At 52.9% G+C, this 26,762-nt stretch carries 15 protein-coding genes and 3 pseudogenes; all 18 read right to left on the bottom strand.

The genetic code is table 11. The annotated features are described in order from the left end of the window. Positions 1-222: 222 nt before the first annotated feature. Entirely contained in the window at positions 223-1,815 is a 1,593-nt protein-coding gene (locus tag ACI5FR_RS02480; protein ID WP_405449855.1) for a type 2 periplasmic-binding domain-containing protein, read from the bottom strand. Positions 1,816-2,251: 436 nt separating this feature from the next. Next, a pseudogene (locus ACI5FR_RS02475) lies at positions 2,252-2,488 on the bottom strand (LysR family transcriptional regulator); the annotation flags it as partial. Between the two features lie 154 nt (positions 2,489-2,642). After that, positions 2,643-2,936 carry a hypothetical protein gene (locus ACI5FR_RS02470; protein WP_405449853.1) on the bottom strand — a complete coding sequence of 98 codons (294 nt, stop codon included), beginning with the start codon at positions 2,934-2,936 and terminating at the stop codon, positions 2,643-2,645. Positions 2,937-3,290: 354 nt separating this feature from the next. Next, the gene (locus ACI5FR_RS02465) at positions 3,291-4,109 is read right to left on the bottom strand and encodes a response regulator (RefSeq protein WP_405449850.1); all 819 of its coding nucleotides are present in this window, start codon (positions 4,107-4,109) and stop codon (positions 3,291-3,293) included. A gap of 26 nt (positions 4,110-4,135) precedes the next feature. Next, positions 4,136-7,171, bottom strand: a complete 3,036-nt coding sequence (locus ACI5FR_RS02460; protein ID WP_405450674.1) for an ATP-binding protein — start codon at positions 7,169-7,171, stop codon at positions 4,136-4,138. 54 nt (positions 7,172-7,225) lie between these two features. Then, positions 7,226-7,906, bottom strand: a pseudogene (locus ACI5FR_RS02455) (histidine kinase N-terminal 7TM domain-containing protein); the annotation flags it as partial. Between the two features lie 343 nt (positions 7,907-8,249). After that, complete coding sequence (locus tag ACI5FR_RS02450) at positions 8,250-9,956, bottom strand: alpha-galactosidase (protein ID WP_405449847.1); 1,707 nt, start codon at positions 9,954-9,956, stop codon at positions 8,250-8,252. A 48-nt stretch (positions 9,957-10,004) separates the two neighbouring features. After that, the gene (locus ACI5FR_RS02445) at positions 10,005-11,141 is read right to left on the bottom strand and encodes a glycosyltransferase WbsX family protein (RefSeq protein WP_405449844.1); all 1,137 of its coding nucleotides are present in this window, start codon (positions 11,139-11,141) and stop codon (positions 10,005-10,007) included. A gap of 40 nt (positions 11,142-11,181) precedes the next feature. Continuing rightward, the gene (locus tag ACI5FR_RS02440) at positions 11,182-12,333 is read right to left on the bottom strand and encodes a DUF2264 domain-containing protein (protein WP_405449841.1); all 1,152 of its coding nucleotides are present in this window, start codon (positions 12,331-12,333) and stop codon (positions 11,182-11,184) included. Beyond that, complete coding sequence (locus tag ACI5FR_RS02435; protein ID WP_405449839.1) at positions 12,311-15,736, bottom strand: carbohydrate binding domain-containing protein; 3,426 nt, start codon at positions 15,734-15,736, stop codon at positions 12,311-12,313. Before ACI5FR_RS02435 ends, ACI5FR_RS02440 begins: the two co-directional genes overlap by 23 nt. 130 nt (positions 15,737-15,866) lie before the next feature. Then, positions 15,867-16,688: a carbohydrate ABC transporter permease gene (locus tag ACI5FR_RS02430; protein WP_405449836.1), complete on the bottom strand. Its 822-nt coding sequence runs from the start codon at positions 16,686-16,688 to the stop codon at positions 15,867-15,869. After that, the gene (locus ACI5FR_RS02425) at positions 16,688-17,566 is read right to left on the bottom strand and encodes a carbohydrate ABC transporter permease (RefSeq protein ID WP_405449834.1); all 879 of its coding nucleotides are present in this window, start codon (positions 17,564-17,566) and stop codon (positions 16,688-16,690) included. Before ACI5FR_RS02425 ends, ACI5FR_RS02430 begins: the two co-directional genes overlap by 1 nt. Before the next feature lie 76 nt (positions 17,567-17,642). Then, on the bottom strand, positions 17,643-19,004 hold the full coding sequence (locus ACI5FR_RS02420; RefSeq protein WP_405449831.1) for an ABC transporter substrate-binding protein: 1,362 nt from the start codon (positions 19,002-19,004) through the stop codon (positions 17,643-17,645). Positions 19,005-19,094: 90 nt separating this feature from the next. Then, entirely contained in the window at positions 19,095-20,636 is a 1,542-nt protein-coding gene (locus ACI5FR_RS02415; protein ID WP_405449828.1) for a response regulator transcription factor, read from the bottom strand. Positions 20,637-20,638: 2 nt separating this feature from the next. Next, positions 20,639-22,375, bottom strand: coding sequence for a sensor histidine kinase (locus ACI5FR_RS02410; RefSeq protein ID WP_405449825.1), 1,737 nt, complete (start codon positions 22,373-22,375; stop codon positions 20,639-20,641). Positions 22,376-22,757: 382 nt separating this feature from the next. Beyond that, positions 22,758-24,026: a nickel pincer cofactor-dependent isomerase, group 22 gene (locus tag ACI5FR_RS02405; RefSeq protein WP_405449822.1), complete on the bottom strand. Its 1,269-nt coding sequence runs from the start codon at positions 24,024-24,026 to the stop codon at positions 22,758-22,760. A gap of 53 nt (positions 24,027-24,079) precedes the next feature. Next, positions 24,080-24,559, bottom strand: coding sequence for an HIT family protein (locus ACI5FR_RS02400; protein ID WP_405449820.1), 480 nt, complete (start codon positions 24,557-24,559; stop codon positions 24,080-24,082). 131 nt (positions 24,560-24,690) lie between these two features. Then, a pseudogene (locus ACI5FR_RS02395) lies at positions 24,691-26,762 on the bottom strand (hypothetical protein); the annotation flags it as partial.

The raw sequence follows: 26,762 nt of genomic DNA, 5'->3' as shown, positions 1-26,762 counted from the left end.
GTGCTCCTTTAGCTTAGAGAAGGGTGTGCTTCATGACTCCAATTGACCTAAGATATACATTTTTTTGTTCGAAAAATCAGCATGGCATACATCTTGCTGTCAGCGGGCAAGCGCGACATAGGCCACAGCTCCCATCAATGGTACAGGCTGCCGACTTTGGCGGCAGCCTAGTGTCATTGAAGTATGGTACCCGTCCCTCGCTATTAAGGACTTCTCTCTCGTTTACTTCTTCACGTTTTTCGTATACCAGTCGGTGGCGTATTTAATCGCTTGCTCTCCACCGCGTTTTTTCCATTCTGCTACATATTTGTCGAATGCAACATCTATGTCTTCCTTGCCGGTCACAGTCTTGGCGAACATATCCAAGAATAGACTACCTGGCGCATTTGTTAGCTCCGGAGAAGTTTTCATTACGTCCGGCAAATCCATGTTGATAGCTGGATTTTCCGTCAGGTTTTTCTCCGTGTACCCGACGCCTTTTTCCAGGATCTTGGCGTCGAAGTTACCCATTCTTTGAAGCACTTTCTGGTCCGTCCGAGTATCCCCTGCCGGGTTAATCATCGTCTGAAAGAAAGCTTTTTCCTTGGTGTTAGCCTCGCTATTAGCATCCCACGTAATGTTGTTGCCCGATTCCGTGAAGTTGCGGCCATTGATGCCGAAGGTGAAGAAGTTGACTTTCTTAGGATCGTCGGAGTACGTCCAATCCATAAACTGAACGAATCGCTCCGGATGTTTCGTATCCTTCAGAATAGCGTGCACTTTAGCGATACTAAGGTCTGAGAAGCCAAGCGACAGCTGCCCCTTCGCGTTCTTGATGCCTGGGAGCAGGTCGATGACGGCCTTCTTGCTTACGAACTTGTCAGCCGACCAGCTGGCCGGAACGTTCCGCAAGTCATGGCTCCACGTGGCCACGGTTTCGTTGATAATGGCATTCGTCCAATCCGCCGTTTTGGAGGTAACGAAATCCTTATTGATGTACCCTTTGTCGTACATGAGCTTATACAGCTTAATAGCGTCTTTCATTCGCGGATTAATAATATCCGGAATGAACTGGTTGTTCTCGAAGTGCCATACGCCAGGCGTAACGTCGAAGGGTGCAAAGAATGCCATGCTAAAGCCCAGATCGGGCCGGACGAAGTAACCGATTTCGTCGTTCTTCCCGTTACCGTTCGGATCTTTGGTCTTAACCGCCTCGAAGAAGGCCAGGAACTCATCTACCGTTTCTGGTTGCTTCATCCCGAGCTTTTCCAACCAGTCCTTGCGAATCAGAAATGCTTTGGGATTAAGCGGCGTGAGCAATTTCGGAATCGCGTAAATCTTGCCGTCTTTGCTTACGCGCGGGTTTCTCCAGATGTTGTCAGGGATTTTCTTCTTTAGGTTGGGTCCGTATTTGTCGATCAGGTCATTCAATTGCAGGAAAACACCATTCTCTACTGCAGTCGGGTGACCTGGGTCTGAGATGGAGGGCGTGGCGATTACTTCAGGAATGTCTTTGGAAACAAACCGGACGCTCACTTGCTGAGAGAATTCCGCCGCAGGAATAAACTCGTAATTGATGGTGGTTGGGGCACCGACATAGTCGCTGAACAATTTGGACATTTCCGTATAAAAGATATCATCCTTCTTCGCTTGCTTGGCATAAGCCTCACCGCCGTCGTTATTCAGAATGGTGAAGCTGGCGGGGTCCTTGTTCACCGTAGGCACCGGAGCAGCGGACGAGTTGGCTTTTGTTCCGGAGTTGGTTCCGCAGGCTGTAAGCATCGTACTAACGACAATTAAGACTGAGGGCACTAACACTTTGAAATTAACGCGCATTTGATCTTTCTCCTTTTAGTATTTTGAGCCCATGCTCTGTTAAGCTTCTTGATCGCGGTCTCGTTAATAGTAATTTTCTTAGGGTTCAGATACCGTTCCTTGACCCATTATGTATATTCAGAATTGTTCATTCAGTTGACGTCCGTCTTAATACAATTATTCATATAGGTTTAGTATGATTAGAAAGATATCACCTATTGAAGTTGTAGTCAATATGATTTTGGAAATAAAAGAACTGCTGCAACGTCTAATATGTCAAAACAAAGAAGACTACAACTCGGCAAGGTAATAACAAGAACATATATTGATTGCCGTAAACGCAAAAAAGAAGGCCGCCAACCAGCAGCCTTCACAATCGCGGTTTGTTAATCTTCTGGTATAAAGGAAATGCCTAGTCCAGCTTGAACAAGAAGACCTAGTGTTCCCGGTTCATCGCCTTCGTACGCGTTTTGCGGTACAAAGCCCTCTCTACACGCGGAAGAAAAGAACGACCGAACTCATTTAGCCGTAACTTACGACCGCTTCTGTCAAATAACGAGACACCTAAGTCCTCTTCCAACAATCGAATCGTCTTACTAAGCGATGATTGCGTGACATGCAAGACCCCCGCAGCCTCGGTCATATGTTCCAAACGAGCTACGGTACGGAAGTACTCAAGCTGAAGAAGTTCCAATGTGTGTTATGCACCTCACATTCCTTTTGTAGGGGACGAGGCCGCTCGGCTCCATTGCAATGTTTGAATTCCTTTCCATTATGACCCAATTGTAGAATTCTGAGTAAAAACCGGAGGCAGCGCCTCCAGTTTTTACGGGTGTCGCTGCCGTCGCTTATTCGTCCGACGGGATGGAGCCGTCCCCGCCTTCGTCCCTTTCGCCCTTCGCGTTCGCCCGCGCCCGCTGCATATAATCGTCGTACCGGTCATCGATTTCGCGGATGACGCTGCGGACGATGTTCGTCTCTTCGACGATCGGATCCTTCTCGGCTTGCGCGCGGGCCACATACCGCGGACTCAACCGGCCCAGCGCCGCTTCGTCAGGATCGTTCGCCGCCATCTCCCCTTCCGTCAGGGCCTGCGCCAGGTCCTTTTCCAATTGCTGCTTGCTTTTGCTTTCTTGATCCACGCGATGGTCACCTCCAATAAAGAGTCTGGAAACATTCGCCTTTAAGTTGTCCCGATCCGGCCGAAAAGATGCCGGGCCGTTTCAAGCGGACGAGTTTCTGATGACGCCGGTGTTCCTGGTCTCCGCAATACTTCCGTAAGTTCTTGTCACAATCGGGAAGGGGATATAGTTCAACAAGAACTTTATCCCATAACATCAAAAGCCGCGATTTAAGCGGCCATTAATGAGATAATGTTCTTGTGACCCGACAGTCAAGATCTAAATGGAGTTCCGATGAAATCCAATGTAAGAGAATAGTCCACTCGACGATGCTGATCACAGCTGTAGATTTCAATGCCATTTGCAAGTGATGTATTAATACCAGCTGATCTCCTTCACAGACTTGTACACTTCGGTATTCAGTTTGGATTTCAGTACAATATACTGGTTGTTTTCTTCAGCGACGACGGCGATCGTGCCTCGGCGGCTGCGCACGATGCGGATGAAGTCGATGATCGGCAGCAGCGCGGCGTCCTGCGACACCGATACTTTTTCCAACACAATAACATATTTGGCGTTATAGATATGCAGCAAACCTTGCAGACACCCTACCATATACGGCAGCGTATGCTCCGTTACATATTTGTACAGCGTAAAGATGATTTTGCCGCTCTCTATGCTGACGTCGAACGGCAAACCGATCGCTTGCGGATCTACGATTTTCTCATATGCAGTCTTAGATTTGGAATTGTTGGCCGCCTTATCCGCATCGGGGTCCCTCGAGGTCTGACGGCTAGTCTCCTTTGCGGACGATGTTGGAACGGAAACCAATGACTCCGGCAAAATCGACTTAATGACCTCATTCACTTTCTCTCTGGTAAACGGCTTTATGATATAATGCTTTGCGCCGAGCTTAATCGCTTCGTAGATCAAGTTGCGCTGCTCGACCGAGCTGACCATCATGATGCGCGCCTCAGGATCGAACTCTTTGATCATCCGCACCGCTTCTATTCCGCTTTTGCCGGGCAACTGAATGTCCATCGTCACCAGATCGACACGGTGGCTGCGGTACATTTCAAGCGCCTCCTCGGCATCCTCCGCTTCGGCCACCACCTCGTGGCCGCTCGCTTCGAGAATCTCGCGCAAACTGAGTCTCAAAATCGAAGAATCGTCGACAATCAAAATCATCGCCATTGGTCTCTCACTCCTCGGATTTGAAGTTATTGAATTGGCAATGTAAAGCGAAATATCGTTCCCTGTTCGGCGTCGCTTGTGACAGCATAGTCGCCTTGCAGCGCATCTATCGCATGCTTAACCGCGCTCAAACCGAAGCCGCGGCCGGATACGTGGCTGACAAACCGTTTGGTCGAGAACGACTCGTGGAAAAGATAACGAAGCTGCTCGGCGCGGCTGGCCGAATCGAAATCCTCAGCGGACGCCAGCCCTCTGCCGAGCGCGATGCGCCGGATGTCTACCGTATCGATGACGCTGCCGTCATTGGCAATCGCAATCGTCACCTGACCATCGCTCTCTCCGATATGGCAAGATATGGTGCCAAACATGTCCTTACCGATCGAAGCGCGATCCTCCGGCGTCTCGATGCCGTGGTCGACCATGTTGGCAAACACGTGGCTAAGCGCGCGGACAAGCGGTACATATCGTTCGTGATCGACCGGGAACTCGCCTCCAACGACTGTTACGGGATTCACCGACTTACCGAGTTCGGCTGCCAGCCGTTGGACGTAGTCCGGGTAGATCATCAGCAGGTCGCGGAACGGCTTATGATGGAGCCGCTTCAACTCGTCGACGATCCACGCTCCCTCGGAGGCGGGGAACAGCTCGGCGACCTTGCTCTGGAGATGGAGCAGCTTCGTCTTCTTCACAGCGACCGTCTCGGTATCATCGGCGAATTGATCGCCGAGCCTCTCGCGCAACACCTGCATATCCGCTTCCAGCCAGCCGGCGTAATCGATTTCCGTCACCCATTCGGCAAACACCTCAGCCGCCAATACATCTTCGCTCCCCCCTTCCATTCGCTTACGCCATTCCAGCAACTGCGTTTCGAACGCATGCAGCTTCTCAACCACAGCTATAAAGTCAAGTTGGGCAAAATTGCCCTTGAACGTATGTACATAACGCATCATCTCGTCGATCCGCTCTTCCGTCGTCGCATCCTCCGCAAGGATCTCGCGGATACCGGAAGTTGCAAATCGCCGATAGTCCTCCGTCAACTCCTTGAACATCGCATAGTGCACCACGACGCGCACAACCATCCGCAGCATGCGCCGCTCCTTCTCCATCGTCTGCTCGAGCTGGCGCCGATCGCTTATATCGGTCATAATCACCATGATGCGGTCGGGCATTCCGGCTTCGCTGTCCAGTTTCTTATACTGCAACTCAACATGCTTGCCCTTAATCTCGACTTCGCCGGGCAACAGCGAGAGCAGCACGGCGACCTGCAACTCGTCCTGCTCGTGAATAATCTGCATCAGCAGTTCCTCCAGAAACCGCCGATCGGTTAGATCTGCCGGGTAAATCAGAGGAGCGAACGGCTGCCCGGTCAGCTCCGCTCCGAATAAGCGCTCACACTCGACACTGTATTCCGGCATAATCAGCATATCCTCAGCAAGCGATAGGAAACCTTGCCCCGCCTCGTCGAGCAGGTTGCGGATCGCGAGCGTGCGCTGCAACACCTCATTCTCTAGCGAGCTGTTCCATTGTGCCAGCTGCAGATGCAGCTTGACCCGCGCCAACAGCTCTTGCCGCGAGATCGGCTTGCTCAAATAATCGTTGGCGCCGGAGCTGAAGCCTTCGACCAGGTCCTCCGTCAAGCCGCGAGCCGTCAATAGCAGGATTGGCAGTTGGCTGCGCGTAGCGTAGTCCAAGCGAAGCGTCTGACACAGATCGTACCCGGACATGCGCGGCATCATCACGTCAAGAAGGATCAGATCCGGCTGGAGGCCGTCATGGATCAGCGCCAGCGCCTGGAACGCGCTGGACGCTTGGACGACTCGGTAACCTTCCATCGTCAGAAAATTGTCGAGCACTTGCAGATTGACCGGTTCGTCGTCGACAACGAGAATACAGGCAGGCCACGGCGCCGCGGCGATGTCAGAGTCCGAGTTGACTCGGGCGGGTATAACGGCGTTGTCCACCTGTGCAAACGCCGCAGCCGCCTGTTGTACTTCGGACGCAAGCTCCTCCTCGATCAATGGCATCTGCCTGCTCCCGTCAGGGAGGAGGCTTGTCGTCAACTCCGATTCTTGCGGCAATTCCGCAGCCGGAAGCTCGAACGAGAATGTCGAGCCTTCTCCGACAACCGAAGTGACGGTGAGGCTGCCGCCGTGCAGCTCGACCAGCTTCTTCGAGATTGATAGCCCGATGCCGGTGCCGCCGTAATCCCTGGCAATCGAACCGCTTCCCTGAGCGAACGATTCGAATATGAACTGTTGCTGCTCCGGCGCAATACCGATGCCGGTGTCAGCAACACGAACTGTCCACCCGAACGTCGTTCGCTCTGCCGTCACCTCGATTGACCCTTCCGTCGTAAATTTGATCGCGTTGCCGATGATATTGTATAGAACTTGATGAATGCGCCCTTCGTCGCCGTCTACATAACAGTTCACCGGCAGTTTATTTTCCAACCGCAGCGACTTTGCTTGCCACAACGGCCTCAGCACCGTCGTCACCACCTCGACGCTCTGATGCATATCGACCGCTTGACGGCGCAGCACGATCTCCTCGTGTCGCAGTCTCGAGAAATCGAGAATATCGTCGACGAGCGAAGCAAGCCGTTTGCCGCTGGCACCGATCATCGCAATATGATTCAGCGCCCGTTCGGGCAACGGGCCGGCCGCACCGGCCGCGAGCGATTCGGTGATGCCTATAATGCCGTGAAGCGGCGTACGCAGCTCGTGAGACGTATTGGCGAGGAAATCATCCTTCAACTTGTCCAGCCGTTGCAAGGCGACATTTTCCTCATTAAGCGTTATATCCTGAATCAAAATGATCCAGCCTTCCATCTCCTTCTTATTTGTGAAGACGGCGCTGACACTGGCACCGTAAAAACGTTCGGTATCGGTTCGGATGGAAAACCGTATATCTGCATTTCTATGATCAGACAGCTTGGTCAGCTCCGGCGGCCACTCGCTGATCCCCGTTATTTCACGGCCTTTGTGAAGTTTGGACAGACCGGGCATAACCAGATAAGCAGCCGGGTTTGCGCTTAAAAACAGCATATCCTTATCAATCAGCACGAACGCTTCTCGGATGGAATTTAGCGCCATTGCAGATGCTTGGGGCACAATGTCGAAAAGGTCGTATCGGATGATATTGACAAAAAACAATAGGTTTAATACAACGAGGGACACCGGCGTGTAGTTGATCCCATACACATTCAGCTTAACTACGTAAAGAATATTGGCTATGACCGGTATGAACACGCCTAGAACCAAAAGCAATAGCTGTAATCTGTACCCTTTCCCCCAATGAATCAGCCGGTGAATTAATATTCCGCTTGTAACGATCATGCACAGCAACGCAAAAACATGATTCAAATAGTACAGCTTTCCCGGTTCCATATCCAGATGATGAATCGGCGCATCCAATGTGAAGGAGAAAGATGAATACATGAGAGTGTGATAGTCGGATGTCCAGACAAGCACAATCACAAAGGATGGAATCAACAAGAGCGGGAAGAGAACTAGCGGTTTGGAAATCCGCACTTCGCAGTAATCCGCCGCAAACAGTAGAAACAGCGGCGAAAAGAATGCGGAACCCAAATACATGACCTTTGTAGCCGTCAAGCCGCCATTTGAGGACGTTGCCGTAACCTCCAACAGGTAACCAAGCACGAAAAGAAAGACGGATACGGACAGTAAAATAAAATACACCTTTTTTGAGCTTTGACAATACATCAACGTAAAAACAGCAAGAAATAGGGTTATCAGCAATGCGACAGACAAGATAGCCGCAACCGTAATATTTACCACGATACCCCACCTATCGGTATTAAGAATTAGGCTTGCAGCCAGCGATCCCTCAGACACGCTAAAGCTATGCAAACCTCTCCCTCCGCCATATTCTCAACTCAATTGTTGACTGATCAAGTAATATCTCACAACTCTACCACGCCGGCTCGTTTATTGTCGTATATCCAAAGTTATATTTTTGCGTATAATTTGCATGAAAACAAAAAACAACGCTCTCTGGAAGCAGGTCGGCATAAAAAAAGAGCAGATGCTTTTAGCAAACTGCTCCCTCCATACAACTATTCAACCATGGCCCTCATCCTGAACGATGAACCTTTCAAAAGACAACACGAATTAACCGCGCTCACTCCCGCACCTCTAACCCCGCGTAATTGCCCGCCGCGTGCTCGCCGTAACGCTCAAAGTCGATGCGCCAAGACACCGTCTCCACGGGAAACTCCAACGTCTTGGACACGATCACCAGATTGTCGGCGCGAAGCTTCGCCGCATGAAGCCCTTCGTAGCGAACCGGCTTCCAACCCGGCGGCAGCCGGAAGTAAAGCGTGCCGGTCTCTCCAACAGGCCGGGTGCAAACGCCTTGCAGCGTCAGCCGGCGCTCATCCCAGCGCAGCCGCGGGAGCTCCACGCCGCCTTGGGTAACGTGCATATCCGTAGCGAGCAGCCATGGATGCGGGCGTGCCCGGCTGATCCGCAGCACGCGTACGCTATAAGCGGGAACCTCCACATGTAGCGTTGCCGAAGCTTCCCCCAGATACATCTCGTTCCAAAAATCAAACAGGCAATAAGCCTGATCCGCCTCCAAACCCAGGTCGCCCAGATGCAAATCTACGCTTAACACAGAAGCTCCTGCATTAAGCACACCAACCACGTTCCAGCAGTCCCATTCTTTCTCCACGCGCAGGTTGAACACCTTTGGTGTATCCGGCGCTACGGCTGTGAATAGATCGACAGGCCGCGCCATCCGCTCATAAGGCGGCAGGCACTTCTTCACTAGCGCCAATCGCTCCGGGCTGATTGTAGCGATATCGTCGCCCAGCATGATCGGCCCGGAGGACAAGCCAAACATGCTGACCGTGGCCCGGGCTTCATCCAATGGAATCGGCTTGTCCACGGATAGCACGTTAAAGCCGTCGTTATAATAAAGCTTCCGGTCCGTAAAGTAGGTCATCGCCATGGAAGCGGCAACCGTGCTGATCAGTGGCCAGCCATGAATCGTATATGTAGCCGGATATTCGGCCATGGTCTCGATGAGCGGCCGGCCTTCGCCGATATCGGGTCCCACGCGGACGGCATCGACGCAGCCGACATTTTGAAAGGTCGTTCCCGTGGAGGAGAGCAGGTACGTGTCTTCGCCGGCCGCTTCCCGAATGGTCTTCAAAGCTGCCCGATATACCTCAGGACCTTTTATCATCGTCCGGTCGTGGTAGCCGTTATAGGGGAATTGGCCGGGTGTAGAACCGGAGCCCGCGAACAGGAAATCAATCATGAAATAACGGATGCCGATCCGGTTGTACTGCTCGAACACATGCCGCAGAAACCGCAGCGTGTTAGGATGGCTGGCGTCCAAGCTGTAGAAGCCCACGCGTTCTTCCTTCGGCAAAGTTCCGGATTTCCCATATGGAGAGCGGTAATCGAAAAAAACATACGCGCCGTCTTGCTTGAGCAGGTTGTCCCTATGTTCCTCGAACAGATTGGACAGCTTATTGGGAATCCAGAATGGCGCGATCCAGAACCCGAGCCGCTGTCCATACCCGGCCAGCTTGTCCACAAGCCAAGACCACCCGTGCGGGAACGCTTCGCGATTCTCCTCCAGCCAATTGCCTGGCAGCATTTCCCCCAAGTTGCCGATGCTTGTCCAGATGTTGCGGATGCCAAAGCCTCCGAGCTTTTGCTGAATGGCAGCGGCATTTTCGAGGACCAATTGCTCGTAGGTTTCCTGCGAAAATCCGTCCCGCCAATGATTTGATTGGGGGTTGTTTTGTGCAGGGACCGTTACCTGGTGGTCTGCGTCATTGAGCTGTTGTTTACCAGCGGCATTCCTCTTCTTCACCGGATATCTCCAGCCAAGGTGCCATCCTGACGCACTACCTCCTATCGATCATACCTGGCCGAATACATCCCGGATCGCTTCCAGATAAGCCATACCGTACTTGATATCCGGCTCCAGATAACTGCCCTCCGTCCATTCGTTCCACGAATTGATTGTGAGGATTTTCGGGTGTGTAACGCCTTTATCAAGGAATGCCTTAGCCTGCTTGAGCGCCAGCTTGAATTCCTCAGGCGTGTTCCCGTTCAGAATTGGCGTGAACGGATACCCGAGATGGTCGAATCGGTCGGATTGGATCGTCCGCGGACTAGAATCCCACCCCATCGATACATGGGGGAAATACGGAAGATCGTATTCTTTCGTAAAGGTATCGAAGTCGCGGACGGACATTTCACGGAATTTCGCATAGGAATAGGTTGGGAATTCCGGAATCGGATTATGGTGAATCCAAACGTAAGAGGTGGCGCTGTCAAATCCGAGCCGGTTGATCAAGTCGTTCAGGTTATCCGCTTTTTGCTCGGACGGAAGATTCGGCACTGCCCAGACGATGGCGTTTAAATGAAGCTCGCCCAGTCCCGCCTCCCGCACTCGCGTCCGGAACAAGTCGAGTTGCCTGCGCGTTTCTTCGACACGATTGCCGAACCCGGCAAGCAGGCTCGGCAAATCATAAATGGAGAAGTATAACCCGCCGTTCACTCGCCAGTAACATTCGCTATGGAAGTATTTTTCGATCATATAGTTGGTTGCATCCTGGAATTCGCGCTCGGATACCGCGCCGGTCGTCCGTTGGTGATACGGCCTGCAACGGGTGGCCGGATGAATTTCCAGCCAGTCGTGGTTGGCCCACATCAGGGAGAATTTCAAACCGTGCGGGTTGGCCGCCTGCAAAAATCCGTCTTCAAGCGCCCTGTGCAAGTAGGGTTGATTATCGTACCAATACCAGTCGAAGATGAAACAATCGATCCCATGCGTCGCTGCCGCTGCCATTTTGCGCCCCATTACACGCGGATCCGCTTCGTCTTCATAACCCCAGAGCGGAACTTTCGGCTGCTCGTGCCCGGAGAATCGCGGGGTTGCCGCTTTGACCAGCTCCCACTCGGTCCATCCTTGTCCGTGCCACTCCTCGTTTCGTGTATCTATGTGATAATTTGGAAAGTAGTACACTGCCACTTCTGCCGATTTAGCCATCCTGGTTCATCCTTTCGATTTAATATAGAGGGAGGCCGACTTACCCGTAAAGCGCCGTATCGGCCGGGAGGTTGACGCCGGACCAAGCCTTCTTGGAAGTCCAATCGGCCTCGCCTGTCCAGAACGGATCGTCCGCCGGCAGGCCGAGCGGCAGAAAAACCGCGCAGCACAGGTACAGGCTACCGGTTGAAATGTAAACTTCACCGAGGTCCGGCTGATGGCCGCACAGACCGATCGTCAGCCAACCGTTCGCGTCGAACGTTCCCGGCTGCGCCATCGTCCGGCGGATGACGGCGCTGAGCGCCCCGCGTACCTGCGAAGGCTCGATGTCGACCGGTAGCTCGCGGCGCAGCGCCATCTGCGCCAGATGCTGGAACGCGCCGAACCGGTACGCGATGGACCGCCCGATCGGCGGAAACGTTCCCTCCGGCGAAATGAGCCGCTCCTGCACCGCTGCGTAACGGACGGCCCGCTTCCGGACCGGCTCGACGAGCTTGGCCCAATCCGCCTCTTCTCCGCTTACAGCCTCCACGATATCCAGCAGCATCGGTTGAATGACGAAGCTGTTGTAGTAGTCCCAGTGGAAAGCGGCTCCATCGCCGTAAGCGCCGTCTCCCTTGTACCACTGCTGAAACTGCTTGAGCGAATAATCGATCCGCATGCGGTCCCAGTCCGCTTCGCCGAGCTGGCGAAGCGCCGTTTCGATCATGGAGGAAAACAACAGCCAGTTGGTCGAATCAGGCTTTCGAGTACGCGTCGCTTTTAGCGAGGCTATGAGCTGACGGCGAACACGAGGCTCCAGCTTCTCCCCGAGCACGGTCGGAGCCTTCAGCACTGCATGCGCCAAAAAGGCTGAATCGACAAGCGGCTGATCCCCCTCCGAAAAATTGAAAGCGTCCGGCGAAGCAGGGTCCGTCCCCGCATCGATGGCGGCCCGGGCCATTTCGGCGAAGCGCTCGCGAAGCCGTCCTTCTTCCCCGTCCCGCGGACCCGATTCCAGCCACGAAGCGAGGCCAGTCAATGTCCGGCCGAGCGCCTCCAAATGCGTATATTGAAGCCGAGCGTCCGTTTTCACTTCGACCGGCATCGTTGCTTTAAGCTGTCGCACGGATAGCGCCTTTAATACGGGACCGGCGATACGTTCCATCGTATCAAGCCAGTAAGCCCTGTCATTGTTGAACAATTTCGCCATCTGATTCATCCTTTCGAATCTGATTCGCGTCTCGCAACAATATATCAGCCGCGACAATTTCGATATGTTTGCCTTTCTGCGCCGAAACTGCGTTGATAAAGGCTTCCAGGTTGGCATTCTCCAAGATCTTCTGCAAGCTGGTCAAGATCCCTTCTCCCTCGATCCCACCTTTACTTGCGAAAATCGTCAGCAGCCTTTTCACCGAATCCACACTGGTTCCAATCTGGAAGCTGACCGACTGTGACGCCGAATTGCCGGCCTTATCTACGGCGGTTACCATAAATTCGTGTGTGCCAATAGAGAGCGTATACAACGGGATGGCCGCATCGGCCGAAATCGGTTGGCCGTCCAGACAAATGACGGTTTTCGTCGTGTCGACGCCCGACCCGGTATCCGTTACTTGAATTTGCGGAGTCCAAACATCGTCGGTTTGGTAGGTTCCCGGTTCGGGTGCCCCGATCGCAATCGTTGGCGGGGCGAGATCAGGACGCAAAACCGACTCAATGGCGTCAAGCCTGCTTGTATCCGGCTGACCGTCGGCTCCGAGGGTGGGAATGATCCATCCTCCTTCATCGTTTTCGTTCCAAGCATACATCAATACTGCATTTGGAAAGCTCGATGAACGGTGGCTGTCATTCCACTCCAATGCGTTTTTCAGATTTTCCGCGATTTCTTGTGGAGTTGCGGTTTGAGCCCATTGGTTTTCTCCATATGAGGTCCATACCGGCGTATCGATACGCGGCCTGGGATCCCATCCGGTCGTTACCGTGGGGATCACCTGCGCTCCATAATCCGCGAGCAAATTCCAGTTATTTTTATCATTTTTTATAAGCGTTGAATAGGGCGAACCGTTAGATCCAAAATTCGTATACTGACTTAGCGCATCGCCTTGCATCAGACGCATAGTCTTAGCATTGGTCCCCATAATGACGATATAGGGTTCTGCCGTGCCTTGTTTATGAGCCTCCGATCGCAACTCATCTACATATCGTTTGTTCGTATTCCAGACATACACCAGAGGTCTGTCATTAAGAACTTTCTGGTAATTGGAGGTCTTAAACTGAGACACAAGCCACGCGTAGTTATCAAAGGAGTAGCCTGATGCTCCGAGAATAGCCGTCCATTTTACATCGTCCTTATGGGCACTGGATAAGTATAGATCCCTTGCCGTTGGAGATTCGTACATTACGAATGCCCAGTAGTCAATTCCTGCTTTTTTGGCATACTGGATCTCCTGATCCATAATCTCCTGTGTATACTGGGGGATATGAGCTTCATTTGTACCCGTGACAGAAGCATACCAAGGCAGACGGAAATGATATTTTTCAGGTGAAAGCGTCTTTTGTGTTTGGGATCCAAAATCTAAAGGATTGTCTGTACTCCCCCACATATCCCACCGAATAGCCCCTACAGCTGTCTTGCTTTGTCTTTGGTCAATCGTTTGAGGAATAGGATCAGGCACAACGGTGTTGTCGACAAACCGTCCGCTTGTGCTGTAGACCTCGAGCTCCACAATACGCGCTACATTCTCCCCACCGTCCTGACCATGCTGCTGAATATTACCTTCCGTCACATATACACGGAGTTTCGAAGCCGTGACAGGCTGGAATGAATGCGAATTGTGTTCTGCACTATTCCCGGTTACGGTCGGAAAAGCTGCTATCCACTGACTTCCGTCCCAATATTGAATCGTATACTCACGTTGTTCATAGCTTGAAGGTGTATAAAACTCCACTCTCTGAAAGGTAGTCATCTTTCCCAGATCAATTTCTACCCACTGAGGTTGTTGGGATACATCAGCCGCCCAATGTTTCCAGCCCGATGTCACTTTATTGCCGTCGTTCATGTAGGAAACGCTATAGCCCGTCTGAACACTAGAAGCAGCTACGGCTTTGCCGAATGCTAAATTGGGGTCGAGATAGACGCCGATTTCCACCAATCTTGCTATGCCATCGTCACCAGCTTTGGTCACATTTACTCGAATTTTTGACGAAATGAGCGGTTCAAAGACATAAGCATTATGATCGACAGCATTACCGGTCACTCCTGGGAAGATGTTAACCCAACCGGCTGTAGTCCAGTATTGGATTTGATAATCTTTCAACTCTTTGCCGTGGCTCGTATAAACCTCAATGCGATTAAATTTTAAATTGTTTTGTAAATCAATGGTGACCCATTGTGAGCTTTGCGAAACGTCCGCTGCCCATTCATGTCCGTTTAATGTGTTTACATCACCATCTGTTACATAAGAGGCACTATACGAACCGTCTAATGTATTCGAAGCCGTTACTCCCTTGTTTGCTGCAAGATTGACGCTTGAGTCTCCAAGATCAGGCGGTAACGGAGTCGCACGATCTGTGTTTACCAAACTGAAATCGTCCACGTATAGATCTGCTAGACACTCTTTCCCACCCGTCCCGGTTTGTACATACATCTGTGCAGAACTCAACATTCCAATCCAAGAGAGATTCACACTTCCCTCCAATTTCATATAGGTCTGGTCGTTGATAGCAACCCGACTCGTGGTAGCATAATGATCCGATCCATCGTTATATTTGATAACAAGCATCGGGCTGCAAGACGCGCCAGCCGGGGGCGATACAAGCTTAACATAAGCACTTAGCTTGTAATTGCCAGGTCCATAGCTATTTAACATATCCCCGACATTTTGATAGGCTGTGCTCCAATCCTGACTTCGGTTCGAAATCTTTAGAGCAGCTGCTCCGGAATTAGCATTCAAACTGTCAACCGTTAAGGTCGCCAATTGCCCATTCCAACTTGACAACCCGCTTTCAAAACCTGTATTAGCTAATAGTTCAGGGGATTGATTAATTGGAGTGGAGCGATCCGTATTTACGAGGCTGAAATCATCGACATAGATAGTTGACAAACATTCTGTTCCACCTGATCCGGTTTGAACATATACCTGTGCAGACTTCAATGTTCCACTCCATGTGAGATTCAAGCTCCCCTCCAATTTGACAAAATTTTGATCGTTTATGGCAACACGGCTCGTTGTGGCATAATGATCCGACCCGTCATTATATTTGAGGACGAGCAACGGACTGCACGAACCGCTTGCGAGCGGCGCTGCCAGCTTCACATAAGCGCTTACTTTATAGTTGCCGGGCCCGTAACTCTGAAGGGCACCCGTCACATTTTGCACGGCCGTGCTCCAGTCCTTGCTTCGGTTCGAAATCTTCAAGGCGGAGCCGCCGGAGTGCGCTTGCGTCGAATCCGGCGTTAACGTCGCCAGCTGCGCACTCCAACCTGTTGTGCCGTTCTCAAATCCCGGATTTACCAGCAATTCGGGGGATTGTGTTTCTGCGGATGCTGTCGGTTTCCCTGTCATGTAGAATAAACTGACCCAGGCAAAAATCAGAATAAACATTTTTTTGAACATAGTTCCATCTCCTTGTGTAGTAAATCATTACTCATACGGAGTGTCTGCCCTTGGATTTCCCCCCCATCATAAAATAAAAAGAAGTCAATTCCACTAGTTGCAATTGACTTCGTATTTGCTGAATTTGACTTTATCCTTTTACGGACCCCACGACGAGACCCTTCAACATATACTTCTGCGTGAAAATAAACAGGACGAGCAGCGGAATCATGGCCAGCACGCAGAGCGCGAACACGGGGCCGAAGTTGGTCGACTGCTTGTTGTACATGAACTGGACGATCATGGGCATCAGCGTCATTTTCTCCGGGGAGTTGAGGAAAATAAGCGGCGTCACAAAATCGTTCCAGATGCCGAAAACATTGGTGAGAATGAACGTGCCCGTCGCCGGCAGCAGCAGCGGGAACATAAGGTACCAGAACATTCGGAACGAACCGCAGCCGTCGATGGCCGCCGATTCCTCCAGCTCGCGCGGAATCGATTTCGTGAACGCGGAGTACAGAAACGTAGCGAACGGAATGTGCCCGGCCGTGTACAAGAGAACAAGCGCGGTCCGCGTATTCCCGAGATGCAATGCGTTCACCAGCTTGAACAGCGGAATGAGCGAACCGACGGTTGGGATGATCATGCCGGTCATGAACAGCAAAAAGACGATGCGGAACAGCCTGTCACTGCGCCGGGCAAGCATATACCCGGCCATGGACGCGACCAGGATGGTCAATCCGAGTCCACCGACCGTAACGATGACCGAATTGGCCAAACTGCGGAAAAAGGCGCCGCTTAGCGCCTGGCTGTAATAGTCGAGATACAGCCGGTCCGGCAGCGTGAGCGGCTTGTAGAAAATACCCGGGTGCTTGACTGACATTTGAAGCAAATAAAAAATCGGAAATAAAAACAGCAGCCCGATGACGATCAGGACGATTTCCGTCAGCAGGGAAGCCCGTTTGCGTTCCATCAGAGCTCCACCTCCCGTTTGCGCGTAATGGACAGTTGGACGATCGACACCGCAATGATACATACCGCGAGGAAAATGCCTCCCGCCGTCGCGTAACCGTAATTGTTTTCCCTGAAAGCGGCGTTATAGATGGCCAGGAACAGCGTGTAGGAAGACGTGCCGGGACCGCCGTTGGTCATAATGTACGGCAAGTCGAACAGCTTCAGCGCGCCGACGACCGTCAGGAACAGCACGATGGTCACGGTAGGCATCAACATCGGCAACGTAATATTCCGGAACAGGGTGAAGCCTCTGGCTCCCTCCAGCTCGGCCGCCTCGTACATATCCGGCGGGATCGACTGAAGGCCGGCCAGGTAAATAACGGCGCAAAATCCGATCGCCTGCCATTGCGAGAGCAGGATGATCGTCGGGAACGACGTCTTGAGCGTGCTGAGCCAGTCTTCGGTCCACGATGCGAGTCCGAGCCGGTTCAATATTTCGTTGAAAAAGCCGTCGAACTGCAGCAGCTGCCCCCATACGACGGATGCGACGACAAGGCTGACGATGACCGGGAAATAGATCGCCGTGCGTATAAAAGCGCGTGTACGGAACCGTTTGTTGATCATCACCGCAACGAGCAGCGCCAGCGGGTTCTGGACGACGATGCCGAAGACGGCCATCTTAAGCGAATTTTTCAGGCCGTCGGTCATGTGCGGATCGGTGAACAGATTGACATAATTGTCCCAACCGATAAATTCCGGCTTGCCGCTGCCGTTCCAACTGGTGAACGAGTAGTAGACGCTTTCGAGGAACGGATAGTAGAAAAAAAGCAGGAATACGGCAAGCGCCGGGAGCAAAAACAAGATGCCCGTCCAATACTTCTTGCGATCCAGATTCATGGTAGCGGCTCCTTTCCGAAGATGAAACGCGTCCAGCCGCTGTGAGGCTGGACGCGGGTACGTACCGACGTGTGGATCAGTACGGAAGCACAACGGTCGCCTTGTCTTTCTCGAAAGCGTCCTGTGCGGCCTTCAAATCGGAAGGATTGAACGGTGCGCCGGATATAACCTTCGTGACAAGATCCCTCATCGCAGTAGTGGCGCTTGCCGGGATAAAGTCTTCAAATCTGTTGGAAAAAGAGGATTTATCCACAAACTGTTTCAAGGTATCCATGACCGGATAGTCAAACTTGACTTGTACGTCCGTAAAGTAAGGCAGCGAGCCCTCTCCTGCAAGCCATGGCGCCAGAATTTCCTGCTTCGTCATCAGATTGACAAGCGCTTTGGACTCCTCGACCAGCTTCGTCTTGGCGTTGATGGCCAAACTTGCGTTGGTGCCGACCGGAACTTGGGTATTGCCTTTGTCGTCCATAAGCGGGAAGTACCCGAGCTGGAACGGCTTGTAGCCGCCTTTCTCAATATTGTCCTTGTTCGTGCCGGGCATATAGGGACCTTGCACGATCATCCCTGCTTCGCCGGAAGCGAGCAGTTGAGCCGACGCCGGCCAATCGATGCTAAGCGCGTTTTTGTTGAAATAGCCTTTTTCCTTCATCGTTTGTAAATTTCGATAGACCGCCTGGATCGCCGGATCGTCCGATTTGATCACGCCGTTGTACATCTTCTTGCCGTATTCGGAATCGCTTGCAAACCCGTAGGATTGGATCCATAGCGACATGAACAGCTGCGCCGTCCAGACGTCTTTGAATCCAAGCGCAATCGGCGTTTTGCCGGCCGCCTTCAACTTCTCGCAAACATCCATAAACTCCTGCACCGTTTTCGGCGGCTTCAGACCGAGTTCGTTGAACATGTCCGCGTTGTACCATACGCCCCCGGCCGGGGTGCTACCGAGCGGCACGCCGAGTATTTTGCCTTCATAGAGGACGGCAGGGGATTTCTTGCCGGTTTCCGACAGACGGCTAACCCAAGGCTCATTCGAAAGGTCCATGAAATTGCCGGCTTTGAACCAATCCTTCTTCTGGAAGAACGTGACGTCCGGTGCGGAATCGGAAGCAAACTGCGCTTTCAGCTTGTCAAAAAAAGTGGCCCCGAGCGTAATGTCCCATTGAATTTTGGCTTTAGGATACAGCTTCTTGTAGCCCGCTTCTACCGCTTTCATATATGCCTGTTGGTACGGGCGGTCGTCAAGGAACCAGGAGCCGACGCGGATCGTAAACTCCTTGTCATTCGAAGCGGCCGCGGTGCCTCCGCTCGTCGGAGTGTTCGTCGCCGTTTCGCCCCCGTTGTCGGCATTGCCCGAGTTCCCTTTGCCGCATGCCGCCAGCACTAGCAAGACGCATAGCACTGCAAAGAGCGATGTGATTGTTGCATTTTTCCTCAATGTGAGCACCCCTTCTTGACACATGATCGCTTACATTTCCATGTTAGCTTGGATGGAGGAAATGTTCGATGGCTGGGTTTTGGTTTTTCTTTATTGCAATTTACCGCCGGCCTGGCGCTTGTATTCGCTCGGCGTGCATCCCGCCATTTTCTTGAAGAGCATGCTGAAGTGGGCCGAGTCCTTGAAGCCGACGGCATAAGCGATCTCGTAAGCCTTGAGGTCGTCATTCAACAGCTTGACCTTGGCCGCCTCTATGCGGCATTCCCATAGCATATCCGTGAAATTGACACCCGTTTCTTTCTTGATCAGTCGGCTCAGATAGGAATAATTGACGTTCAGCCGTTTCGCCACCGTTTGCAGCGTGAGCTCGGACGCATACTCCTGTTGGATGATCATCTTCGTTTCCGCCACGATCCGCTTGGGTGACTGCGACAGCAAGCGGCGAATTTCTTCCACGTTGCTCAGCATATAACGTTCAAGCGATTTCATCATATCCGTCAAAATCAAGCTGGAAAGCATCGTTTCCCGGATTTCGACCGCCGTCCGGGCGTCCGGCTCGATGCCGAACTCCAGCAGCACGTCCTCCGATCGTTCGATCATTCCGATGCAAAAATGCTGGATGTCCTTTCGGCTCGCGCCGACGGACAGCATGCGGCGGTAGGCGGCGGAAATCGAATGGCGGATGCCGTCCGTTTCGCCGGTGCGCAGCAGCTCCGCCACCTGATTAACCGACGAGAGCGACTCCTTCTCCTTCTCGCTGACGATCGTCTCGATCGCGTCGAAGGCGATCACCGACTTTTTGCCGAGCAGCATGCGGTAGTCCATGCAGACGCCGGTTTGCCGGATCGCCTCCGGAAGCTCGAGAAAGGTAACCATCGTCCGGCTGATGCCGACCGAGATGCTCAGTCCTTCCTGCGTTTCACACGCTTCGATCATGCGTTTCGCGAATTCGATGCTCCGGGAAGCGTCCGTTTTCGAATCCGCCCTATACGGCAGAAGCACGTAGATCCCGCTTGCGACTTCGGACATCCAGGCCGTCGTTGACTCCCGCTTTGAAATGGTTTCAAGCGCCTTGCGGACCTGCTTCAGCGCGAACGGATTTCGCGAATATTGCAACCCGTGCACATGATCCAGCTCGACATAAAGCAAGACAAAGCTCCCGTCTTCCATTCCGCGGCCCCATAGCCATTCCCGTTTCTCTTCCGCCGAAACCGTCTCGCTGCCGATCACCGCAAAAAAACTATCCCGCTCCCGCCAACCGTCACGCTCCTTAGCCCGCAGCTGCTCCACCGCGCTAACGATATCCTCCGGCCTAAACGGCTTCGTAATAAAGTCGGTGGCGCCCAACCGAACGGCTTGTCTAGCGTACTCAAATTCATGATGCGCGGTTAGGAAAATAATCGGCAGATCGGGACGCGTCGTCCGGACCGCCTCGGCCAACTCAATGCCGTCCATTACAGGCATGCGGATGTCGGTCAATAGCACGTCGGGACTCATTCTCTCCATCAGTTCAAGCGCTTCCTCTCCGTTGGCAGCTGTTCCGACTACCGTGCATCCAGCTTGCTCCCATTGCGGCAATCCTGCCAAATAGTCGCGGATTTCGGACTCGTCGTCAACGACAAATATGCGCATATCTATTCCCCTCCTGCCTCGCTCCATAGTTGGATCGGCATCTTCAGCGTGACCGTTACCGTGCCTTCCGCATCTTGGCTGAGTTTGGCGCCGTATGCATCGCCGAAATGATGGCGAATTCTCATATTGACATTTTCGAGGCCGGAACCCAATCCGTTCTTGCCCGGTCGACCGGGACTCGGGCCGCGATCCGACACGACCGGCGGGGCCGGGTTTCGGATTTCGACCACAAGCATATACTCTTCATCTTTCGCCTCGATCTCGATGCGGCCGCCATCCGGCAGTCGGTCGATGCCATGAATTACCGCATTCTCGACGAGCGGCTGCAGCACTAGCTTCGGCACCACAGCCTGCCTGAGCATTTCCGGCAGAACGATAGTGTGCTGCATCCGCCCGCCGAACCGGTATTGATGAATCTGCAGGTACTTTTCCGCGAATGCGAATTCCGTCTCCAGCGATACGAACTTCCCGCCCGGCAGAATGGAGAATCGGAAAATGCTCGACAGCTTCTGGACAATATCGGGCACATACCGTGCCTTGCTGGGGTTCTGCGACATGATGCTGATGTATTCCAACGTGTTGTACAAAAAATGAGGATTGATGTACATCCGGATCGCTTTGAGTTCGGCCTCCCACGCAAGAAGCTCGTTTTTATAGTTTTTGTCGATCAAGTCCTTCGTCCGCAGCACAAGCCGATTATAGCCGTGACAGAGCATCGCGATTTCATCCCTCGTCACAACATCCTGTATAAGCTCGTATTCCTCAATCTCCGCCCGGCGCATCAGCCGGGTAAGCCGCCGGATCGGATCGGTCACGCGCTTGAGTATCCAATACGTTACAACAAGAACGGCCAGCCATGCCAGGAAGGTGATCGTTGCGGAAAACAGCGCCTGCTTCTCAACAATCTTGTCCGTGCCCGGTGTTGCCAGCCGGATATAACTGAAGTCGGCATGCTGCGACTTCTGCCGAATCAGCAGCTGCGTTGCCGGTCCCCTCACATCCAGCACGTTGCCGATTTCGTCCGAATCGGAGGCGGAGAGGATGATGTTGTCCGAGCTGGTGATGTAGAAGGTGCCGGGCGAAAAGTCGGCATCGGCGTTCTGCAAACCCGAGGGGAGCAGCGTGACGACAAGCTGCCCAAGCACTTTATCGGTATCGAGCACCTTATCGATCCCGTAAATTTTCATGTCGCAAGCCATCCGTTTATCATCAGTAAAAAAAGCCCATTCGGGCATTCGTTCGAATTCGAAGGGCAGAAGGCGGTAGGCGGTAGGGTACTGCAGCGCACGACTGCCATCGATACCGATGACCTGATCGTCCGGCGTGATCAAATACATGCTGTCGACGAATGGACCGATGGTTCTCTTCAGTTCAACCAGTTCGACCTGCAGTACATCCTGTACGCTCTCGAGCAAGTTCGACCGGGTATCGTCATTCGTCGCGTTAGCGCCGGTTTGTTGATACAGCTTCAAGTAAGATTGGATCGTATCCCGTTCTCCCACTTCCAGCATCCGTTTCTTGATGGCAAGAAGCGGGGCGTCAATCGCTGTTGCAACCGCGCTTAGCTCCTGCTGGGCGTTCTCCGTCGCTTTCTTGCCGATCAACTGGCTGGAACGGTAGTAGAAGGTGGTGCTGACGACGATGAGCGGAACAAGCGTAAGCAGGGAGTAGATGATGAGCATTTTGTAGAACAGCTTCGAACGGATCGAGTTGACGAAACCGATCATAAAGTTTACCATGCTGCTGGCCCCCACAACGATATCTATATGTCGATTATACTACAGCCGCTGCGCCGCCTCTTTGTTCCGTTTGTTTATTTCTTTGCTGCATTTGACACGGCAAATCGGCTTCGCAACATGATTCCACGCTGGACCGATTTTTCCGATATGGCCAGTCGGGACGTCCGACCGTTCCCGCACACAAAAATGATTAACGCTTAGATTGTCAGAAGCTTAAATAATAGGGTCGGTTCGCTGTTCTTAAGGTAACTCCTCCATTTAAAAGTCCACAACCAATTTGGTTGTGGACTTTATTCGAGACGCTCCTCTATTAAGATATTGGTCCCATTTCTTCTGATGGATGCTATCAGACTTTTCTTCCTTTCTTCTCAACTATTAATCGCTAATGCACAAAATCGGACTTCTTGAAATATCCCGACTCATCAAATTGCATTTCCGCGGCTTCACCGATCACTTCGATATGAGGCAGCCGTTGCATTTCGGCCAGTAGCGATTCAGAAGCATATAAATATTCCAGTTGAAGCGTATTTGGAATTAGCACGATGCGTGCATTCTCCGAGTCGACTCCCCAATTGCAGCGAAGGGCGACTGAAATTGCCTCTCTATCGTTATCTAAAATGATAGGGATCATTGCCCGGTGGAGAAACGAACTGGTAATGACATTCTCGTTCATTTTTCGGTAATCCAGCTTTTCGAAGAGGCGTTTCGTAGTCAAATCGGCAAGCCCAATCCCGAGTGCATTGCCATGCGACTCCTCGCTAAGGTCACTTGCGATGACATATCGGACGCTCGGACTTTGCGGCTCTTCCACGCCTAATATGCGTATACGTCCAATGATATTGGTATCCATTCCGGTACCGCTGTAATTTTTGCCGATCTCGTCGACAACCAATACATCAATGTCTTCCATAGGCAGTTTCGGCATCAAGGAGGCAGATATCTTCAAAAGTTCTCCTTCCCGCTCCTGAATTTTGTCCACAGCAATGGCTTCAATCAGGGCTGTTTGCTCAAAAGCATTTTCAACGATTGCCAATCCGCACAAAATATTCACTTTTTCAAGGACGACCTTTGCTACTTCCGGCATAATGTCGCGAATACCGTGAACCCCGTAACTGTGAACGAGCAGCGCCTGTTTATGTTTACCCATCCCGATGGCAGCCATCTTCATCAATCCGCTTTCTATCTGGATCGGGGATTTGAAATCCGTATGCACCTTTATCCGGCCAATCAACAAAACGGCATCCATTTCCCATGCGTTTTTATCGACAAAAACTGGCATTCCTCCAGGAGTCTCGCCGACTTGAACCACATCCATCGAGGAGACGATAGGAGCTTCGCAAAAATGTTCGGTTATGCCCAAACTGTGTAGGACTTCAACTTGTCCCTCCGCTGTCGCTCCTCCATGACTCCCCATCGCAGGAATAATGGACGGCAGGACACCCAGCTTTTTCAGCTCCCGGACAACAGAACGAATAATTATCGGTATATTGGCAATTCCCCGGCTTCCCGCGGTAACGGCTACTTTCATCCCTGGTTTTATTTTTTGCGACAGTTCGACTTGCAGCAATTGCTTCGCGATCTCAGCTTCAATATCCGTCACCTGCGGACCGGTAAAATGCTGTCTTACCTTAATCATTTTAGGAAATCTCATAGCAACCTCCCTTTTTACGGTCCGTCTCCTACTAGGGTTATCACTCGCTCCTCCTAGACCCTAATGTTTTCCTTTATCCATGAACGCAACTTATCAGCATAGAAAGAGCGTTCATCTGGATCGGACTGAGAACCCTTTGTCAGATAAAGTTGATCATTCACATATCTAGGGTAAACATGGAGATGATAATGCCACACGTCTTGATTGCCAGCAGGCTCATTATGTTGCCGCGTAGAAATCCCATCACATTCATATGTACGTTTCATTGCAAACGCTGTAAGCTGAGCCGCGCGGTGAATTTCAGCAGCGTAATCCGCAGGGAGTTCAAAGATGTTCTCGAAATGTTGATTAGGAACAACAAGAACATGTCCTTTATTGTTTGGCCACCATTTGCTCGCTATAAATGCCGTTACCTTTTCATTCTGATAAATGATATCCCTTTGTTTTGTTCCCTGATTAGGTTGCTCGATACCAGAAATTCGACAAAATGGACATTCGTATCCTTCGGGCTTATGTGAAAATGATGCTGCCATCTTTCTTGTTCAACTCCTTTCTTCTGTTCGTTGCGTTATTCGGCCCGTTCGCTTAAAAACCGCCACACCGCCTGCGAACGCGCTTCTGCACCGGCCGCTTTCACCCGCCCGGTGCAGCTGTCTCGACAACTCTACCATGAGGACGACCCCGAAGACCTGCCTCCTCCGCCGCCTTTGTCGTCGTCTCCCCAACCGGCGCTGCCGGACGATTTCCCGTTTTCGCTGCCCCAACTTGCGCTGCCGGACGATCGCTCGTTTCCGCCGTCCCAGCCGGCGCTGCCGGACGATCGCCCGCTCCCGCCGCCTCCGCTGCCGTGTCTGCGCTTCTCTTCAGCTTCCCACTTTGCCCGCCTTCTTCGTTCCTCGGCATCCCACGCCGCCCGTCTGCGCCGTTCTTCCGCCTCAAGCTCGCGGCGTCGCCGATCCGCGGCATCGTCCAGTGCACGCTGTTGCTGGAAACCGCTGTCCATGTGCGCCAGAATCGTCTGAGCTGATGCAATAAGCTGCTGCGCTTCCTCGAAGCTGCCCACCTTGACGGCTTGCACAATGCTGTCGACCGTGGCCTGGAAATCGGCTTCGTATATGCCGACGTTGATTGTTCGGCGGTACCGGCGCTTGCGATTGGTATAATCTTTCCGCAGCTGTTCCAGCGAATGGTGCGCTAGCGAATAAAGATGGGCCAGCTGCCCGACAAGCCGGTCGAACTGCCCGACTCGCGCTTCGCACGTATCGAGAGCGGAAACGATGCGGTACATATCCTTGCCGGGCGCGTCCAATTGAAGCCGTGCCTCCTGCAGCCCCGCCTCGCAATCCGCCATCGCTTCCTCGGGCTCCAGTATTCGCAGCTGCAGATTCTCGTACGCGGCATGCGCATGATTGTATAGTTCGTGAAGCCGCGCCGATCGATTCGACTGCTCGTTTAGCGTCCGCTCCAGCGACTTGCGATAAGCGAAACATTCCTCATGGAGCGCGGTCAGCTCTTGGCCGACGAGATGAACCTTTTCGCCTACAGCGGATGCCGCCCTGTATTTCTGCACGTTGATATGGACGAGCGATTCGATTTCAGCAAGCATGCGCTTCAGTTCCCCGATCATCTCGCGCATGCGAACTTGCCGCTCTTCCTGCTCTTTCATGTGCACGGAGGCGAACGTTTCGCGCAGTCTCTCCTGTTCCGCCCGGAAACGGACATCGAGGTCGGCAAAGCCGCGCAGCAGCGCGCTAACCTCGGACGCCGCCTGCAGCGAGCCGTCGCGATTGCGAATCATCTGCTCCACCAGCTCCTTGGCCCCGCCGATCGCGGCTTCGATCGCCCGGCTGAGTTCGTCGGCTCGGCGAGCCTCGCCGACCGCGATCGCGGCGCCCAACCGGGGAACGTCCTCGCGCGCCGCTTTCAGCATTTGGAACGGATCGCCGTCGACGCACAACAGCCGCTCGCGTTCCATGATCAGCCGCAGCTCCGCTTCGCACGCCGCGATCCGCGGCAGCAGCAGCGGCAAGGCGGGAATCAACTCGCGCAGCCGGTGCACCCCGTTCTCCACCTCATTGAAGTTGTCATGCGCGGCACGAATATGCGGGGCTGCCTGCACGAAGTCGAATTCGTCGACTTCGTCGGCCTTCGCGTACAGCTCCAGCGCCTGTTTCAACTGATCGCGAAGCGCTGAGAGCGGGTTGGCGGATTGCTGCGCCAGCTCCTCGACGGCTGCCGTCAAGAGGCCCGCCCTATGGTTGGCCTCTCCGATGAGCCGCCGCACTTCCGACAGCGTAGCGGAAAGTTCGGCGAACGTCGCCTGCAGCGGAACGAGCCGCTCGTTCTCCAGTTCCAGCTCGGCCCGGAACGCTTCCAAGCGCGGGTTGTTTTTGCCCCTAAAAAAGAAGCCCGGTTGAAATTTCCCCAACCGTTCGCCGATCTCCTCCGACCGTTCGAGTAACTGCAGCACCTGCCGCTGCAACTCGCCCGTGCGTTGCTTACTCGCTCCCTGCATGAAGCCGCGGTCGAACTCGTGGAACAGGTCGGATACCATCATCGCATTGATCGCTTCCGCCTGCTGCCGATGCGTGCCCCGTATGCCGCGAAGCTTCTTACCGCTGCGCAGCCGGGCGATTAGGCAAATGACGAGCCAGACGATCAAGGCGGGAAGCAGCACAAAACCCACAAACAAGATAAGCAACACGACGCCAATGCTGGCGCCTCTTTCTTTTGCCG

This window comes from Paenibacillus sp. HJGM_3 (assembly GCF_045062745.1).
In the GTDB taxonomy this organism is placed as follows: domain Bacteria; phylum Bacillota; class Bacilli; order Paenibacillales; family NBRC-103111; genus Paenibacillus_AA.
The sequence above is the reverse complement of the archived record's forward strand: the minus strand, read 5'-3'. Positions and strand labels throughout refer to the sequence as shown.

What these genes read in the sequence shown, in the direction of transcription:
- ACI5FR_RS02430 (WP_405449836.1), bottom strand. Translation starts at nt 16,688, where the DNA reads ATGGAACGCAAACGGGCTTCCCTGCTGACGGAAATCGTCCTGATCGTC.
- ACI5FR_RS02400 (WP_405449820.1), bottom strand. Translation starts at nt 24,559, where the DNA reads ATGGCAGCATCATTTTCACATAAGCCCGAAGGATACGAATGTCCATTT.
- ACI5FR_RS02465 (WP_405449850.1), bottom strand. Translation starts at nt 4,109, where the DNA reads ATGGCGATGATTTTGATTGTCGACGATTCTTCGATTTTGAGACTCAGT.
- ACI5FR_RS02410 (WP_405449825.1), bottom strand. Translation starts at nt 22,375, where the DNA reads ATGGTAAACTTTATGATCGGTTTCGTCAACTCGATCCGTTCGAAGCTG.
- ACI5FR_RS02425 (WP_405449834.1), bottom strand. Translation starts at nt 17,566, where the DNA reads ATGAATCTGGATCGCAAGAAGTATTGGACGGGCATCTTGTTTTTGCTC.
- ACI5FR_RS02440 (WP_405449841.1), bottom strand. Translation starts at nt 12,333, where the DNA reads ATGGCGAAATTGTTCAACAATGACAGGGCTTACTGGCTTGATACGATG.
- ACI5FR_RS02415 (WP_405449828.1), bottom strand. Translation starts at nt 20,636, where the DNA reads ATGCGCATATTTGTCGTTGACGACGAGTCCGAAATCCGCGACTATTTG.
- ACI5FR_RS02435 (WP_405449839.1), bottom strand. Translation starts at nt 15,736, where the DNA reads ATGTTCAAAAAAATGTTTATTCTGATTTTTGCCTGGGTCAGTTTATTC.
- ACI5FR_RS02445 (WP_405449844.1), bottom strand. Translation starts at nt 11,141, where the DNA reads ATGGCTAAATCGGCAGAAGTGGCAGTGTACTACTTTCCAAATTATCAC.
- ACI5FR_RS02405 (WP_405449822.1), bottom strand. Translation starts at nt 24,026, where the DNA reads ATGAGATTTCCTAAAATGATTAAGGTAAGACAGCATTTTACCGGTCCG.
- ACI5FR_RS02480 (WP_405449855.1), bottom strand. Translation starts at nt 1,815, where the DNA reads ATGCGCGTTAATTTCAAAGTGTTAGTGCCCTCAGTCTTAATTGTCGTT.